This is a genomic window from Verrucomicrobiota bacterium (assembly GCA_034440155.1).
In the GTDB taxonomy this organism is placed as follows: domain Bacteria; phylum Verrucomicrobiota; class Verrucomicrobiia; order JAWXBN01; family JAWXBN01; genus JAWXBN01.
Window position 1 is genome coordinate 25,938 of record JAWXBN010000011.1, and the last position, 15,606, is coordinate 41,543.

A 15,606-nucleotide genomic window follows, 5' to 3' on the forward strand; every position below is an offset into this window, starting at 1 on the left:
GGGTAAAATAGACTTTCATTTCTGATTCAAAGAGATTTCCGATACTGCTTTATTAACAATGGACTGCATGATTTCCTCATTTTTCTCCATCGACATCACAAGGGCAAATTGCGCCCGTGCACGATCTAGGTTTTGGCATTCACGGTGTGTTTTAAAATAAACATCACCTTCAAGATAGTCCGTTAAGAATCGCAATCCAATTTGGAATGTGATGAGTTGTCCGGAAAATACCAGGAGATCGATCTCTTGTTTTTTAAGGAAAGTGATTGCTTCAGAAATATAACCTCGTGTAAGGCCTTGAAACATATCCAAATCTATCACGACTTTATTCAGGTCTTTCTCGTCTTCAGCAGCATGGGATGTCGTCGTCCTGATTTGGTCACCAAAATCATATAATATTGTTCCAGGCATCACGGTATCGAGGTCTGTGACACATATTGCCTTGTCACTATCTTCACAGAAGAGGACATTATTAAATTTTGTATCATTATGGGTAACCCTAGTGGGGATTGAACCGTCAGCTAACTTTGAAGTGATTATTTTTGTCATGGGCTCTTTGCCCAGAACCCAATCGATTTCTTTTCTGCATGTCTTTGCACGGTTGAATGTATCAAGGCTAACTATCTCTTGGAATTTAGCAAAACGAGTCGGGGTATGATGGAAGTGAGGGATAGTTTCCTTCAAATCATTGACATTCAGGTCTGATAAAAAGTTTTGGAACCGTGCAAAAATACGCCCGGCCTCAGAAGCATCTTCAGGAATTTCAGCATTATCCCTGTTATATGTTCTTTCAATAAAATGCAAACACCTCCAGTAGTTCCCGTCCTCTGAACGATAGAACCAATTTCCCTCCTGTGTAGGTACCATCCTGATACATTCCCTGTAGTCCGACTCTGGTATTAATGAAAGTTTTTTTGTGATATGTTCGGTGACTAGGACCATGTTCTCAACAACTACTTCGGGTTCTTTGAATACAAAATGGTTGATCCTTTGTAGGACGTAACGTTTTATTTTTCGTTTAGGTTTAAATTCAACAAAAAAAGTATCGTTAATGTGACCGCTTCCGCAAAGCTCTGCGCGAGTGAACCTGCCTTCGACCTGAAAGTGGCTGGAAATAGATGAAATATCAAATGAGAGCGTGGACATGAGTATGAATAATTAGTGGTGAGCATAGGAAAGAGGTGTTTATGTGTCAAATTCATTCATATTCCTTGGCAGTTCTTTTGTTTTTGTGAAATATACTCGAATGATAGATGGCGCAATATTGGTAGATAAACCGCAAGGATGGACATCACATGATGTAGTCGCGAAGATCCGTAATTTTTTCCGTCTGGAAAAGGTCGGTCATTGTGGAACTCTTGATCCGATGGCTACAGGCCTTTTGGTCATTGTCGTGGGTAAAGGGACAAAGTTGTCTAACTCCTTAATGTGCGGGGACAAACGGTATAGTGGTGAAATGACACTGGGGGTAACGACAGACAGTTATGATGCAGAGGGGGAGATTTTAGAGACCCGTACGGTAGGTGATATCAATGAAACACAGGTTAAGGAGATTTTCTTATCCATGAAAGGGGATCAATATCAATTGCCCCCTATGGTGTCAGCAAAGAAAATCGGCGGTAAACCCCTTTATAAGCTTGCACGAAAAGGAATTACGGTTGAAAGGGAGCCCCGCCTTATTCATATTTACGACTTTAACTTCCTCACCTTTGAGTTGCCCCGTATTGGGTTTGATTTGAAAGCGACAAAAGGGACTTATGTCAGGACAATCACACATGATATAGGCGAGAAACTCGGCTGCGGAGCGCATTTGAGTATGCTCAGGAGAACAGAAAGTGGCGATTTTAAGGTGCAGGACGCCATTGCCTTGGATGACTTACTCAAATTATCAATTCAAGATTTTGAAAAACGCGTAATTCCTGTTTATCGTATAAAAGTTTAAAACCGAATGAAAATCCTGACCCAGATTGATTCGCTCAAGGAAATACGATATCCACTCTCCTTTGCCGTCGGATACTTTGATGGGGTTCATCTTGGCCATCAAGCGGTTATTCATGAGTCTGTATTACGGGCTCAGACGTCCTTAGGTAAAAGTGTTGTTTTGACTTTCCACCCTCATCCCGCAAAAATCTTAAGACCCCAAGAATGCCCATTGTTACTGACTTCACTCGATCATAAACTTGACCTTATCAAAGACTTGGAGGTCGATTATTTTTTGATGATTGATTTTACGGCGCAATTTGCACGGACCCCACCAGAGGAGTTTATCCGTACATTATTCCATTCCTGTCAAAAACTGCATTCAATCAGCATGGGACACCAATGGGCATTTGGCCATCAGAGGAAAGGAAATATTGAATTGATTCGCAGGTTAGGGGTCGAACTCGGATTTGATGTTAATGAGGTTCCATCTGTTAATGTTCAAAACGAGGTGGTCAGCAGTACTGCCATTAGAAAATATTTGAAGGAGGGTGACCTATTTACGGTGAGTCGTTATCTCGGGCGGCCTTATTCCATTTTAGGGGAAGTAATCGAAGGTGAGAAACTAGGAAGGAAACTGGGGTTTCCCACAGCAAACTTACATATTTCAGTAGAATTACTCCCTCCGAACGGTGTTTATGTTTGTTGGGCCAGAGTATCGGATAAGATTTTGCCGGCTGTAATGAATATAGGGATGAGGCCTACTGTAAGTGAGGGGACCTTAGTACCATTAGTGGAAGTCCATATCCTCGATTTTTCCGAAAATATATACGGGACTAAAATTGAAGTTATATTTAAAAAGTTTTTAAGGTTTGAGAAAAAATTCAATTCCATGGATGAATTAAAAAAACAAATTGTTTGTGACGTTAATGAGGCGCGAAATTTCTTACGGTTGGAAACAACATAGATAAGCCTTTCCCGAAAATAATATGAGTGAGAGTCCTCAAATCAATTCAAATATCAAATTCCTCAATGGACAAATCGCGGGGAAAGAGCTTTTTCAAGGTGAGACTTTCAGGATTGCTTCAGAAGCCTTTTCCCTGCCCGCTGAGCAAATGGCATTTTTAGATATATTGGGAAATGTTATTTATTCTTTTTACAAGGCATGCAACCTGATTTATCGGAGGAGTTGGAAAGAAAATAAATCCCCTTGGGTTTCTCAATACATGGACATGGGGAAACCGGTGTCGATTGTTTCATTGTCTAGGCAGAAGAAATTTAATGGGGATTTACCGAGGGTATTGCGCCCTGACCTGCTTTTAACAGAAGAGGGATTTTCCCTAACGGAGCTTGATTCAGTCCCCGGTGGGATTGGATTAACTGGCTTTTTAAATCAGGTCTATCAGGAGATAGAGGAGGGGATATTAGGTTCTAACGGGAAAATGGTTATCCACTTCATGAGGACACTCCAGGAAATCACAGGCAAAGGGGCTCAAACACAAATTGCTCTTTGCGTGTCGGATGAGTCATACATGTATCGTCCGGAGATGGATTGGATTGCATCTGAAATGGTGAAATTTAATGCTAAGGTCATAGTTGTTTCCCCCTCAGAGTTGGATTATAGGGATGATGCCGTTTTTTGTGGAGACTTCAAAATTGATGTGATTTACCGTTTTTTTGAGCTTTTTGATTTGCCCGATATCCCCCAACAACTTGCACTCCTTGAAGCGGTAGAAAAGCAATTTGTTCATATCACCCCTCCTATTAAGCCTGTATTAGAAGAAAAAATGTGGTTTTCACTTTTTCGGCATCCTGAACTTCAAGACCAGTGGCATCGTGAACTCGGTGACAAAGGGATGAAAATCATGGATTCCTTGATTCCTACCACGACGATTATGGATCCATCACCACTTCCTCCACAGGCATTGCTTTCAGGACTGAAGATTAATCACTGGGATGGACTTAAGGCCTTTTCCCAAAAAGAAAGGGATTGGATTGTCAAAATATCAGGTTTTTCACCGATGGCATGGGGGGCAAAAGGGGTGTATTATGGAAGTGATTTACCTCAGGATGAGTGGAAAAAAGTGATCGATCAGGCTTTATCAAGTTTTCCCCATAATCCGTATATTATTCAAAAATTCTCAGCAACCAAGATTTACGGACAAAATTATATTTCAGGGAGTGACCAAGTCACTCTGATGAAGGGGCGTGTCCGTTTATGCCCCTATTATTTTGTGATTGATAACAAACCGGCACTATCAGGGGCTTTAGCCACCATTTGCCCGTCTGATAAAAAGTTGATTCATGGGATGGATGTAGCAGTTCTTAGCCCCTTGGGGATCAGGCAGAATCTTAATGATTAGGGGACTGCAGTTTCATGACTAATAAGATTCCCCGCTCCAAAACCACGTGTCCGGATAACCCAAGGCATTGAGTCATTAGAGAATTCACCGCTATTACAGGCGGTAATAAAGAGCATAAATGTACCCCCCATATTATCAATGGTGAGGCGGGTGGATGACAGGGGTGTGATTTTTTTCGTTAACTGGCTGGTGAGATTCTTTTGTGCAAAGGGGATCATTACACCCTTCGAGTTTTTTAATGAATAAAGTCCCGACGAGGCGTTAAAAGTGACATTGGGTATCTTGAAACGGAGTTGATCACTATCCTGATTTGGTTCGCCCTGTGCGTAGGGGGTATTTGAGTAGTTAACATAAGCCCACATGGTTGTTTCTTCATCTTCCCACTCCAAATATGTACTCGTGACTGAGCCGTAAGCATAAGAATGATTGACACTAGGACTAAGGACTTCAACGGTGTCCGCCATTATTTTATTGGAGGAAAATATTAGAAAATTTAATAAGATGAATAATTTTAGATGCTTCATCATAACATCTTACTGTGGTTCTTTTGAACATAGCCAGTGAATTTTATGTGACAATCACATACTCAATACGGTTGACAAGATCATGCAGATAATTAAAGTACAACCACTTATATGGATTCGAGTATAATTTTCTGGGCTACCTCCAACCAAGGAGGCATTACTTATGCAGTAGAGCATTCAAATCTTGCCGGTAAAGTCATTTTATTTATCCTGCTTATAGCTTCTATTTATAGTTGGTCGATCATGCTGACAAAGTTTGTTTCTTTGAAAATGGCTAAAAAACAGTCGAAAGATTTTCTCAACGTGTTTCGTGCAGATCGGAAACCATTGCGTATGTATGAGGCAAGGGTGAATTATAAAGAATGTCCTCTCTATGAAATTTACCAAGCTGCGTGCAAGGAGCTTTCTTATTTACTTTTGGGTTCAGATGAACGCGATGAGACTTATAAGGCAAGGATATCAACTGCCGGCAAAATCCGACCCATCGAGATGGAATCTATCCGGGCAGCCATGGATAGGGCTGTCGGTGAAGAAGGTCTGAGGTTGGAGTCACAAATGATTGTATTAGCTTCCGCAGTCAGTGGAGGCCCGTTTCTTGGTTTGTTAGGCACTGTATGGGGGGTTATGGATACATTTACAGGAATTGCCTTGGCCGGTCGTGCTGATCTGCTCGCGATGGCACCGGGTGTTTCAGGAGCACTGATAACAACTGCATTGTCCCTGACTGTCGCTATTCCTGCTATGTTTGGATATAATTACTTGATCACCAGCGTGAGATCTTTGACAGTGGAAATGGAGAATTTTTCTGCAGAATTGGCCGCGCAAATTGAGCGCCACTACGTCAATCACGATCGGAACTTTTGATCCATCCTCAGCCGAAATAGTCTAATAATTTCAGATTAGGGAAATGAATTCTTAATTTTCGCTAATTCGGCTGTAAGCAGTTCGTGTTCTGATTTAAGTTTTTGATAAATTTCTTGTTGGTCATGTATGTTTGTCTTGCCGTCTGAATATTCAAGTTGCTCACAAAGCAGGGAAAATTCTGAAGCCCCGAAATTAATGGCTCCACCGCGGAGGGCATGGGCGTGGGTTAAAATGAGGGATTGGTCATTCCTCTCAATTGCCAGGAATAATTGATTTATTTGCTCGTCGGCATGCTGTAGAAAAAGATCGATTGTTTCGCCTACAAGCCCTTTTTGTCCCTGTTTCTGCATATTCAAAATTTCCTGCCAAAAACTATTATCCAAATCTATCACTTGTTTTTCTGTTTTTTTCAGATGAGAGAAATGTTTTTCGATCATTGTCTGGAGGGTGGCGGCCCGTAGTGGCTTAGTTAAATAATCAGAAAATCCTTCTTTCAGGCATTGCTCTTTGTCTTCTGACCGGGCATTAGCTGTCAGTGCAACGATTTTACAGTTGATTAATAGGTTATTATCAAAAATCATCTTCATGGTTTGTATGCCATCCTGACCAGGCATTTGAATATCCATCAGGATCAAACCATATTTCTTTTTCCTGACAACTTCCAGACATTCAACCCCTGAAGAAACAAGATCGGGTTTATAACCCATCTCGGTAAGGTAAAGACTGATGATTTTCTGATTAACTTCATTGTCTTCAACGACCAATATATCGAGTGGATATTTGAATGAGAAATTACGGTCAATTTCAGATGATTCACACTTTTGGAGGTGCGTGTTTAAACCATGATTACTGAGTACCTCAAAAGGTATATCAAAGATAAATTCAACACCCCCTTCATTTTTATTCATGACAGTGATGCTTCCCCCCATCAATTCAATAAAACGTTTACTGATGACTAAACCCAGTCCGGTTCCCCCAAATTGCCTGGTAATTGAAGAATCAATTTGGCTGAAGGGTTGGAATAGCCTATTCATTTTTTCCTTAGGGATTCCCGGCCCAGTATCGGAAATAGTGAAATGGAATTGATGGATTTCACCACTCTTTTGAATGGACGATAAGAAAAGTTTTACAGAACCACTTTCAGTGAATTTTAATGCGTTCCCGAGTAAATTCATGAGGATTTGTTTAAGTCGGTGCATATCACCGACGATAAACTGGGGGCAGTCTGGGGTGATGGAATAAGTAAAATCGATATTTTTGGATTGGGACTTTGTTTCGAGTAGAAAAAATGTCTCTTTAATACTCTGGATAAGGTTAAAAGGATGGTTTTCAATTTCGATCTTGTTGGCTTCAATTTTTGATACATCTAATATATCATCGATAATTCGTAAGAGTGTTTCAGCACTTGATCGAATAATATTAATTAATGATTTCTGTTCCACGGTTACGGGAGTTCCAAGTAAAAGGTCAGTGACACCAATGACCCCATTCATGGGGGTACGGATTTCATGGCTCATATTTGCGAGGAATTGGGACTTGATTTTTGCTGCTTCAATCGCTGTTTCACGTGCATGGATAATGTCTGTCACATCACTTGTGACGAGAATAACGCCATCGATTCCTGAACCTTTATAGCTGATCGGTGTAATGGCCCAGCGGAGATACTTTTTTGAGCCATTCTTATTGATAAATAATTCTTCAGGATTGGAAAGAGTTTCCCCTTGTAATCCGAGTAGTAGAATCGTGCGGAAACGTTCTGAAAATTCCGTATAGGCACTTTGGAAAGATACCCCATTGAGATTTGGGATGTGAGAGGGGTGGTCATCCAACCATTTCTGGCTAGTCGAGATAAAGGTAAGATTTTGATCGAACATAGCCATAGCCATAGGCGCATCGGAGACAATTTGCCTGAGAAAGCGTCGGTCTTTGGTTAGTTCTGCTTCGGCCCATTTCCTTTCAGTTATATCTTCAACCGTATGTACATACCCTACCTTTTTACCATTGGGCAGCTGAATAATCGATGTTCTAAATTGCGCCCATTTTTGTTTATTTTGTGCATTTTTAAGTCTGAGCTCCCATTGTTTGAGATGAATATTACTGGTGTTGCTAAGAAAAAAGTTTTTTAGACTCTCTCGATCTTCTGGGACAAAGGCATACATCCACCCGAGCAGGTGAGATTGATCCTGAGAGAGACCTGACAATCCGAGCCACTGGTCATTACAATATATGCAATTTCCCTGACTATCAGTCTGGATGATTCCCACGGGTGATGATGTACATAATGAGCGGAAACGTTCTTCATTTTCCTTAAGAATCATCTCTGATTCCCTTTCCCTGCTGATGTCGCGGGATAACCCCATGTATCCGGTCGGTTTGCCTTGGGAGTCACGGAGAATAGAGGCTGAGAGTATGGAGTAAAAAATTTCCCCGCTTTTTTTTCTATTCCTTATTTCCCGAGTCACAATTCCGCGGTCATTAAGGGTTACATTCACCTCTTCGGACTGTTCTATATCATCATAGAGTATACTTACAGGCTTCCCCATAACCTCTTCTTTTGAAAAACCAAACCCTTTTTCAGCAGCGTGGTTGAACTCAGTAATACAACGGTCTAAATCAGCCGAGATAATCATTTCCGATGAACAATCGATGATGCTTTGTGAATACTGTTGGGCTTTTTGGATTTCGGAGAGTGTTTCATCACTTGTTTGTAAATCATGTACAAGAAGGAGGAAAACCGGCTTTGCGGATGTTTTAAGCTTTGCGAGTGTAATACCGAGTCGGACATTTGCTTGCCCCCAAGGACCTGCTGGAAGATTAAAAACGGTAGCCGCAACATCTTGATTTTGGCTTAACTCCTGAAGTTGTGAGACCGTTTGAGCGGGGATAAAAGAGATGAGTGGATTGCCCTGCCTGATTTTTCCTGATGATCTAAGGATGAGTTCGGCCTTTTTATTCCATTTAACTATATCAAAATCTGCATTCAGGATAATTGTCCCGTCATAGAGGGAATTAATCCACTGGCTAAAGTATTGGTGGATCAAGTTCCCTTCTGAGATGGTGTAAGCATTATTTGTTGTTAACTGTTTGCGGGAAAGAAGTTTCCCTAGAATAAATGGTATAGTGAGTGAAAAATAAAAAAAAGGATTGTGGGCTAATTGAGAGAATAAATCATGCCCTGAACCCTTATGCTGGAAGTAAAAAATAAGTATCCCCAAAAATATGATGATAAAACCAGATATTAATCCAGGAATGAAAGATGCAAATAGATCTTTATATTTTTGGGAAATGGTCATAAGTCGAGGAAACTTACAGGTGAGTTTAGCCATGTATTTTCAAATCTGCAAGGCTAGGCACTTTGATTCTTTTTTTTGAAATGGTCAATGGCCACTGCTAAAACGATCACACATCCGATCATGATCTCCTGGATATAACTCGGGAGAGCCATTTGAAATGTACCATTACGTAGGATGACCATCATGAGTGCCCCCACGAGTGCGCCAATGATATTCCCGGATCCCCCTGATAGACTTGCCCCGCCGATAATGACAGCAGCGATAATATCAAGCTCTAGTCCAGCGGCTGTGGTGGGATCCCCCTGTTGCAACCGTGACATTTGCATTAACCCGGCCAAACCAAAGAATGCCCCAGCCATGGCATAAATAAATATTTTTACCTTGGATGTATTAATTCCACAAATACGGGCACAAGACTCATTCGATCCTAGAGCATAGATGTGACGTCCAAAAACCGTTCTGGCCATAATAAAGAGCATTAATCCTCCAAGGATAATTGTAATATAAACACCAGGGGCGACATAAAGAATGCCGAGTGAAGGAATAGATTCACGTAACTTTCCTAATAACGAAACGGAAGTTATTTTTGGGAAAACCTGCATAATATCATTGATCCAAGTCGGGGGAATATAGATCGTCTGATTATTCGCCACCCATTTTGATAATCCCCGGGCAATCCCGAGCATTCCTAATGTCACAATGAAGGGAGTGAGTCGTAAACCAACAATCAAGCCACCATTGATCAAACCGACAAGTATACCCATAAATACTGCTGCTAGAATCGCTGTCAGGGGATTAGCCCCTGATTTCAGGACGGCAGCCGCCACGACACTTGTGAGGGCGATTGTTGATCCCACACTTAAGTCTATTCCCCCACTGACAATGATCATGGTCATTCCGATTGACCCAATCCCCACGATGACACATTGGGTCAAAATAACCTTGAAATTACTTTCAGTAAGAAAGGAATCCCTTGATGTAGGATGAATCGCAAAGATGAGGAATACAAAAAGCAGCCCTAATACGGAGCTGTAAGGGGAGAGTTTTTTAAATGGGTTTTGGAATTTTTCTTTCATAAAATTATGCGAGTGCCTCTTGGATGATCGAGTGAGGAGTCCATTCAGCGATAGTTTTCTTGATGCCCAAGCGCCCACGGTTCATCACGCAAAGGGTGTCGCATATACCAAAAAGATCTGGGAGATATGAGCTCACAATAATAATGGATTTCCCTTCTGCAGCTAATTGCCCGATTAATCTATAGATTTCAACCTTGCTGTTAATATCGATTCCTCTCGTGGGTTCATCTAATAGGTAAACCTGTGCATTTTGCGCTAATAACCGTGCGATTGCGACTTTTTGTTGATTGCCGCCGGATAAGGTAGAGATATATTGATTGATGCCGGGATGTTTGGTTTTCAAAACAGAGACTTTTTCTGAAGCTACCTTCTCAGCTTTCTTAAAGTTTATGAGTCCGTGTCGGGCAAATCTTTTCCAACTGGAAAGCATGGTGTTTTCCTCTATGGACGCATTCAACATTAACCCCTCTTCTTTGCGGTTTTCACTCAAAAATCCAAACCCCCTTTCGACTTGGTCCTGTGGCGTGGGGTGGGGGATTCTTCGTCCAGAATACTCGATTACACCCTCTTTGAGGTAATCCAGTCCAAAGAGCAGTCTCAGTGTTTCTGTTCTGCCAGTGCCGATCAATCCGGCGATCCCTAGTATCTCACCTTCTAAAAGATCAAAGGAAACTGATTGTGGTTTGGATATCCCCGCAATTTTCTCGATATGTATAATTGCTTTTCCATGTTTGTGCACGACGCGAGGATATACTTCATTCACATTCCTACCTACCATCAGGCGAATTAAATCTTGTGTGTTTGTTTTGGAAATAACCCCTTCGGCAACGCTGCTGCCGTCCCTGAGCACCAGATACCGGTCACCGATCTCTAGGCATTCCTCCAGAAAGTGGCTGATGTAAATAACGGAAATGGATTGTTTCCGGATTTTATGGATCAAATGAAAAAGTTTTTTAATCTCGTTTTCTCCCAGACTACTGGTGGGTTCATCAAGAACCAATATTTGGGGGGCTGACAACAGTGCCCTCGCGATTTCAACCATTTGTTTTTGGGCGGGGGATAAGTGATGAACTGGAGTTGATTTGAGGGATTCGTCTAATCCTATTTCCCGGAGTATCCCGAGGGTCTTTTCTTCGACTGTCTTTTTATCAATGATTCCTAATTTGGAAGGTTCTATCCCCAGAAAAAGGTTTTCAGAAACTGTCAAATGCGGTGCCAGACTGAGTTCCTGATAAACCATGGAAATGCCTGAGCAGCGGGAATGGTGGGGGTTCTCAGGTTTAAAATCCGATCCATTCAAAGAAATAACACCACTATCAGCGAGGATAGTCCCACTTAAGATTTTCATGAGGGTACTTTTCCCTGCTCCATTTTCGCCGATCAGACAGAGCACCTCGCCTTGGTGGAGCTTAAAGTCGACTCCATTCAAAGCATTTGTATGGCCAAAGGATTTTGTAATTCCTTTAACTTCCATCAATAGGGGAGAGGAATGAGGGAGAGTCTCGGAAGACATCAGGGGTGATTTTCAGGATTCAAGAGGGATTGAGTCTCGGGAGTATGAAGATTCTGTAGTGTAATGAGTCCGACAGATGTATCTATTCTTTTCTGCACAGGATGCCCCCCGATTACCTCAAAAATGGTTTTCACCGCGAGGTATCCCATCTTGTAGGGGTCTTGGACCACTAACCCTTGGATGTCCCCGGCTTTGAGTGCACCAATGAGCAATTCACCGGAATCAAATCCCACATGCTTGATTTTACCCAGGCTTTTTCCCGAATCGCGCAAGGCAAGAATCATTCCCGCTGTCGAAGATTCATTGGGTGTATAAATTCCCTCAATATTTGAAGCATAACGGCTCAGAAGATTTTGAGATGACTGATAAGCGGTTTCCCGGGTGGGGCCAGCATACTGGTCACTGGAAACGATATTAATCCCGGGGAATTGGGATTTAATCGTATCAATAAATCCTTTTTCACGTTGTTCTGTACTGGCAGAACCTACGGCGTAACGGAGAATAATAATCTTTCCTTTGCCTCCGAGCAATTTGCCCAGATATTCCGCAGCAATTTGCCCGCCTTTGTAATTATTTGTAGCTACCGTAGAAACGGGTTTTGTTGAATCGAGATCAGAATCAAATATGACGACAGGAATTCCGGTTTGAATAACTTGTTCAGCAGAAGTCACGAGTGCTTTTGCATCCAAGGGGGCTAGGACCATACCCTGGATTCCTCGACTCAAAAAGCTTTCGACCACTTGGACCTGTTGTTCTCGGTCATCTTCCTTAAGGGGACCTTGCCATATAATTTCGAGTCTCTGCGTGGGACTGCTTAATTCCTCTGAAGCTTTTAATGCACCGGCATGAATTGCCTTCCAGAATTCATGGGTCGTACCTTTAGGGATAACCGCTATTTTTACCGTTTTGGATGTTGATGACTCTTTCCCACTGGAATGATCACTTTTCGCACCACATCCACTCAGGATTATTATTGCAGTGAGTAGCCCACAGATAAATAAGATTTTAATTTTCTTCATATTTTCCCTTTAGGTAATTTAAAATAACGATTCAAATTTAAAATCTCAACTAAAACATGGTCAAAATCATAAGCGATGTGATTTGTCAAAAAATGGCATGAACAGGTTATCAAAAGTTTGGAATACAGCAGATCATGCTCACGGTGGTAACTCTGTTGAGCCTTTTTTCTAAAAAACGGCAAGGTACTGATTATTTCCAGATTCTCGCCACCGGACATTATCCCGGACGTTTTTATATCCAAGCAATTCACTCAACAATCGGGGGATGGTAGTTAAAAGCAATTTGCTATCGGGGGAGTAATCGTTTAGCAGTAGGATCTTATGAAATCATATTTAGAGGAGTTAGAAAACCAGAGTATCTATATTATGAGGGAAGCATGGTTTCATTTCCATGATTCCTTGGTCATGCCCTATTCAATGGGAAAAGACTCCAGTGTTCTTCTGTGGCTCGCAAAAAAAGCTTTTTTCGGGCATGTACCCTTTCCATTGCTCCATATTGATACGAGTTATGAATTTCCGGAGATGTATGAGTTTAGGGAACAAATAGCAAAAACCCATAATTTGAATATCATCGTCAAAAGAAATGAAGATGCTTTATCCCGGAAAGTGGGATACGAACACATTGATCCCGAGACCGGTAAACTTTATTCGTCGGTCAAAGTCACAGAACAGCTGAAGACGTTGGCCCTCAAACAAGCGATAGCCGAAGGCAAATGGCGTGCGATGATTACGGGTGTCCGTAAGGATGAAGACCCCGTCCGTGCAAAGGAACGTTTTTTCTCACCACGTGATGCCGAAAGCACTTGGGATGTAGCGGATCAACCGCCTGAACTCTGGGGGCTCTTTTCGACAGATATTCCTCCTGATGGCCATATGCGTGTACAACCATTGCTCGACTGGACAGAGACAAATATCTGGGAGTATATCAAAGAAAATAACATCCCCATTCCTACCCTTTATTTTTCTCGTGAGGGAAAGAGGTTTCGTTCTTTGGGCTGCCATCCGATTACTCATCCGGTAAAAAGTAATGCCGCGAATATCGATGATATAATTGTAGAACTAAAGGCCACACGAGTGCCTGAGCGTGCCGGTAGGGCTCAAGATCACGAAAAAGAAAATGCGATGGAATCTTTACGTTTAAAAGGGTTCTTCTAGTTTTTTCCGTGGTTACAAAACCCACAAAGCGGGAAATTGGGAGTTGGTGTTTCTTTGATTTTGCCAATTCGTCATTTACCACAATCATCATTACCGTTGTATTCCCTCCTTATTTTACACAAGTAATCGCAAAAGGAGCAAGGGACGCAGATATGATGTTTGCGGCTACTTTTTCGATTTCCCAATGGTTAGTGTTATTAACAGCCCCATTTGTGGGGGTATTAGCCGATATCTATGGAGCCAAAAAAAACCTTCTCTTCATTTCGACGTTTTTTTGTGTTCTAGCTACTTTACTCCTTGGAGTGATGCCAAATGGGTTATATTTGTCTTTATCTCTCTTTATATTAGGTACTGTAGCCTATTCAAGCGGGGAAAATATCGTATCAGGATTTCTTCCGGAATTATCAACAAGAGAGACAATCGGGAGGATCAGTGGTATTTCGTGGGGGATTGGTTATTGCGGAGGTTTATTCTGTTTATTATTGGTTCAATGGGTGATGACATCGGAAATTAATGTCTATGGTTTTACAGGTGTGAAACTGGCATTTATCGCGACCGGCCTCTTTTTTGCACTCAGCTCTCTTCCGACTTTCTTATTTCTCAAGGAAAGGAAAATACCTGAAAAACTTCAAAAAAATGATCATATACTTAATTATACTCTCAGAAAAGTCCGAGGGACTCTCCTAGAAGCTCGGAACAACCCTGTTCTCTGGAAATTTCTCGGGGTATTTTTCCTCTATTCTTGCGGGATATCTACAGTCATTGCTTTTGCGGGGATTTATGCCACTGCGGAGTTTGGTTACACGCAATCCGAATTGATCAAACTCTTCATTGCACTCCAAATCAGTAGCACAATCGGGGCATTTACTTTTGGATTCCTCCAAGACAGGATAGGGACACGGTTAAGTATCCAAAGCAGCCTGATTCTATGGATGATTGCAGTATTAGGAGCTGTTTTATCTCAAGATAAGACGCACTTTTTCATCGTGGCGAATATTGCCGGATTATGTATAGGTGGGAGCCAATGTACTAGCCGTGCTTTTGTCGGGCAAATCGCACCATCTGACAAACCGGCTGAGAGTTTTGGTTATTGGGGGTTATTTTCCCGCCTAGCGGCGGCGACTGGACCACTGGCCTACGGCGCAGTGAGTACAGCCACAGGTTCGGGACGAATAGCCATCCTTTCCACTGGGGTCTTCTTCCTGGCAGGGTGGCTGGGAATGTTTTTTATTCATGCCCCTCCCGTCAAAGCCGAAATAAAAGAATAAATTTTGAGGAATTCTCTTTTCAGGTGGAAAAGATTCTGACAGAGTATTTTTCTTCGTTTTGACCTTCACTTTTGCCGGTGTGGCGAAATGGCAGACGCACAGGACTTAAAATCCTGGGGACTTCAAAATCCGTGCGGGTTCGAGTCCCGCCACCGGCACCATTCTTTTTTTAAATTTAATGTTACGACGACTTCTCGTTAAGTCACCGGAAGCAATTTGCACCACGAAGACCAAGAAAAGATACAAAAGATGGTGGAACGAGTTGGCCAAACTAATTCTGTAGGGCGACGGGCCCCGTTGTCGTCGGGAGCGATTTGCGCGGTGAGACGACCCGCGTACATCCGATGGAGCCATTCAGGCCTTGGTCACCTCCCGGGGCATTTGATCAAAAACGGGGTAGCGGATGCACTTCCCGCCACAAAGGATATACCCTGAAAGGGTCGTATCCAACGTGCCGATTCCTCACGTCTGCCCAGAATTCACCCCCCCCTTCAGGGTAGATCGTGAATGGGGGACAAGTAACCTTGGGCTAAATGATTTTATCCGGCTCAAAGAAAGGGAAATAGGAGGAAGTTTAAAGTCGATAGGAAAATGGGGTTTCTCGGCAGAAG

The 15,606-nt window shown here is 42.2% G+C and carries 13 protein-coding genes and 1 tRNA gene; 8 read left to right on the top strand and 6 right to left on the bottom strand.

The window, feature by feature from the left end:
* Positions 1–15 precede the first annotated feature (15 nt).
* The gene (locus tag SGI98_01080) at positions 16–1,146 is read right to left on the bottom strand and encodes a phosphotransferase (protein MDZ4741995.1); all 1,131 of its coding nucleotides are present in this window, start codon (positions 1,144–1,146) and stop codon (positions 16–18) included.
* Between the two features lie 100 nt (positions 1,147–1,246).
* On the opposite strand from SGI98_01080, the gene truB reads away from it, so the two are divergent.
* From truB to SGI98_01095, 3 genes are read left to right on the top strand one after another with little or no spacing between them, the layout of a single operon-like run.
* On the top strand, positions 1,247–1,942 hold the full coding sequence (gene truB, locus SGI98_01085) for a tRNA pseudouridine(55) synthase TruB (GenBank protein MDZ4741996.1): 696 nt from the start codon (positions 1,247–1,249) through the stop codon (positions 1,940–1,942).
* 6 nt (positions 1,943–1,948) lie between these two features.
* Complete coding sequence (locus SGI98_01090) at positions 1,949–2,887, top strand: bifunctional riboflavin kinase/FAD synthetase (protein MDZ4741997.1); 939 nt, start codon at positions 1,949–1,951, stop codon at positions 2,885–2,887.
* 22 nt (positions 2,888–2,909) lie between these two features.
* A complete protein-coding gene (locus SGI98_01095; protein MDZ4741998.1) occupies positions 2,910–4,283 on the top strand; it encodes a hypothetical protein in 1,374 nt (457 codons plus the stop codon).
* Here SGI98_01095 and SGI98_01100 read toward each other — a convergent pair.
* Positions 4,280–4,747, bottom strand: coding sequence for a hypothetical protein (locus SGI98_01100; GenBank protein MDZ4741999.1), 468 nt, complete (start codon positions 4,745–4,747; stop codon positions 4,280–4,282). The genes SGI98_01095 and SGI98_01100 overlap by 4 nt on opposite strands.
* Positions 4,748–4,918: 171 nt before the next feature.
* On the opposite strand from SGI98_01100, the gene SGI98_01105 reads away from it, so the two are divergent.
* Positions 4,919–5,671, top strand: a complete 753-nt coding sequence (locus SGI98_01105; GenBank protein MDZ4742000.1) for a MotA/TolQ/ExbB proton channel family protein — start codon at positions 4,919–4,921, stop codon at positions 5,669–5,671.
* 35 nt (positions 5,672–5,706) lie between these two features.
* Here the strand turns inward: SGI98_01105 and SGI98_01110 are convergent, their stop codons facing one another.
* The 4 genes from SGI98_01110 to SGI98_01125 all read right to left on the bottom strand — a co-directional run bounded on the left by SGI98_01110 (position 5,707) and on the right by SGI98_01125 (position 12,572).
* Positions 5,707–8,712, bottom strand: coding sequence for a PAS domain S-box protein (locus tag SGI98_01110; GenBank protein ID MDZ4742001.1), 3,006 nt, complete (start codon positions 8,710–8,712; stop codon positions 5,707–5,709).
* 305 nt (positions 8,713–9,017) lie between these two features.
* A complete protein-coding gene (locus SGI98_01115) occupies positions 9,018–10,040 on the bottom strand; it encodes an ABC transporter permease (protein ID MDZ4742002.1) in 1,023 nt (340 codons plus the stop codon).
* 4 nt (positions 10,041–10,044) lie between these two features.
* Positions 10,045–11,553 carry a sugar ABC transporter ATP-binding protein gene (locus SGI98_01120; GenBank protein ID MDZ4742003.1) on the bottom strand — a complete coding sequence of 503 codons (1,509 nt, stop codon included), beginning with the start codon at positions 11,551–11,553 and terminating at the stop codon, positions 10,045–10,047.
* Entirely contained in the window at positions 11,553–12,572 is a 1,020-nt protein-coding gene (locus SGI98_01125) for a substrate-binding domain-containing protein (GenBank protein MDZ4742004.1), read from the bottom strand. The genes SGI98_01120 and SGI98_01125 overlap by 1 nt, the downstream gene beginning before the upstream one ends.
* A gap of 134 nt (positions 12,573–12,706) precedes the next feature.
* On the opposite strand from SGI98_01125, the gene SGI98_01130 reads away from it, so the two are divergent.
* The 4 genes from SGI98_01130 (at position 12,707) to SGI98_01145 (ending at position 15,156) form a co-directional block, all read left to right on the top strand.
* Positions 12,707–12,844, top strand: coding sequence for a hypothetical protein (locus SGI98_01130; protein MDZ4742005.1), 138 nt, complete (start codon positions 12,707–12,709; stop codon positions 12,842–12,844).
* Between the two features lie 49 nt (positions 12,845–12,893).
* Positions 12,894–13,727, top strand: a complete 834-nt coding sequence (gene cysD, locus SGI98_01135; GenBank protein MDZ4742006.1) for a sulfate adenylyltransferase subunit CysD — start codon at positions 12,894–12,896, stop codon at positions 13,725–13,727.
* Between the two features lie 8 nt (positions 13,728–13,735).
* Positions 13,736–14,995, top strand: coding sequence for an MFS transporter (locus SGI98_01140; protein MDZ4742007.1), 1,260 nt, complete (start codon positions 13,736–13,738; stop codon positions 14,993–14,995).
* Between the two features lie 73 nt (positions 14,996–15,068).
* Positions 15,069–15,156 (top strand) — tRNA-Leu (locus tag SGI98_01145).
* The last annotated feature ends 450 nt before the right edge of the window (positions 15,157–15,606 follow it).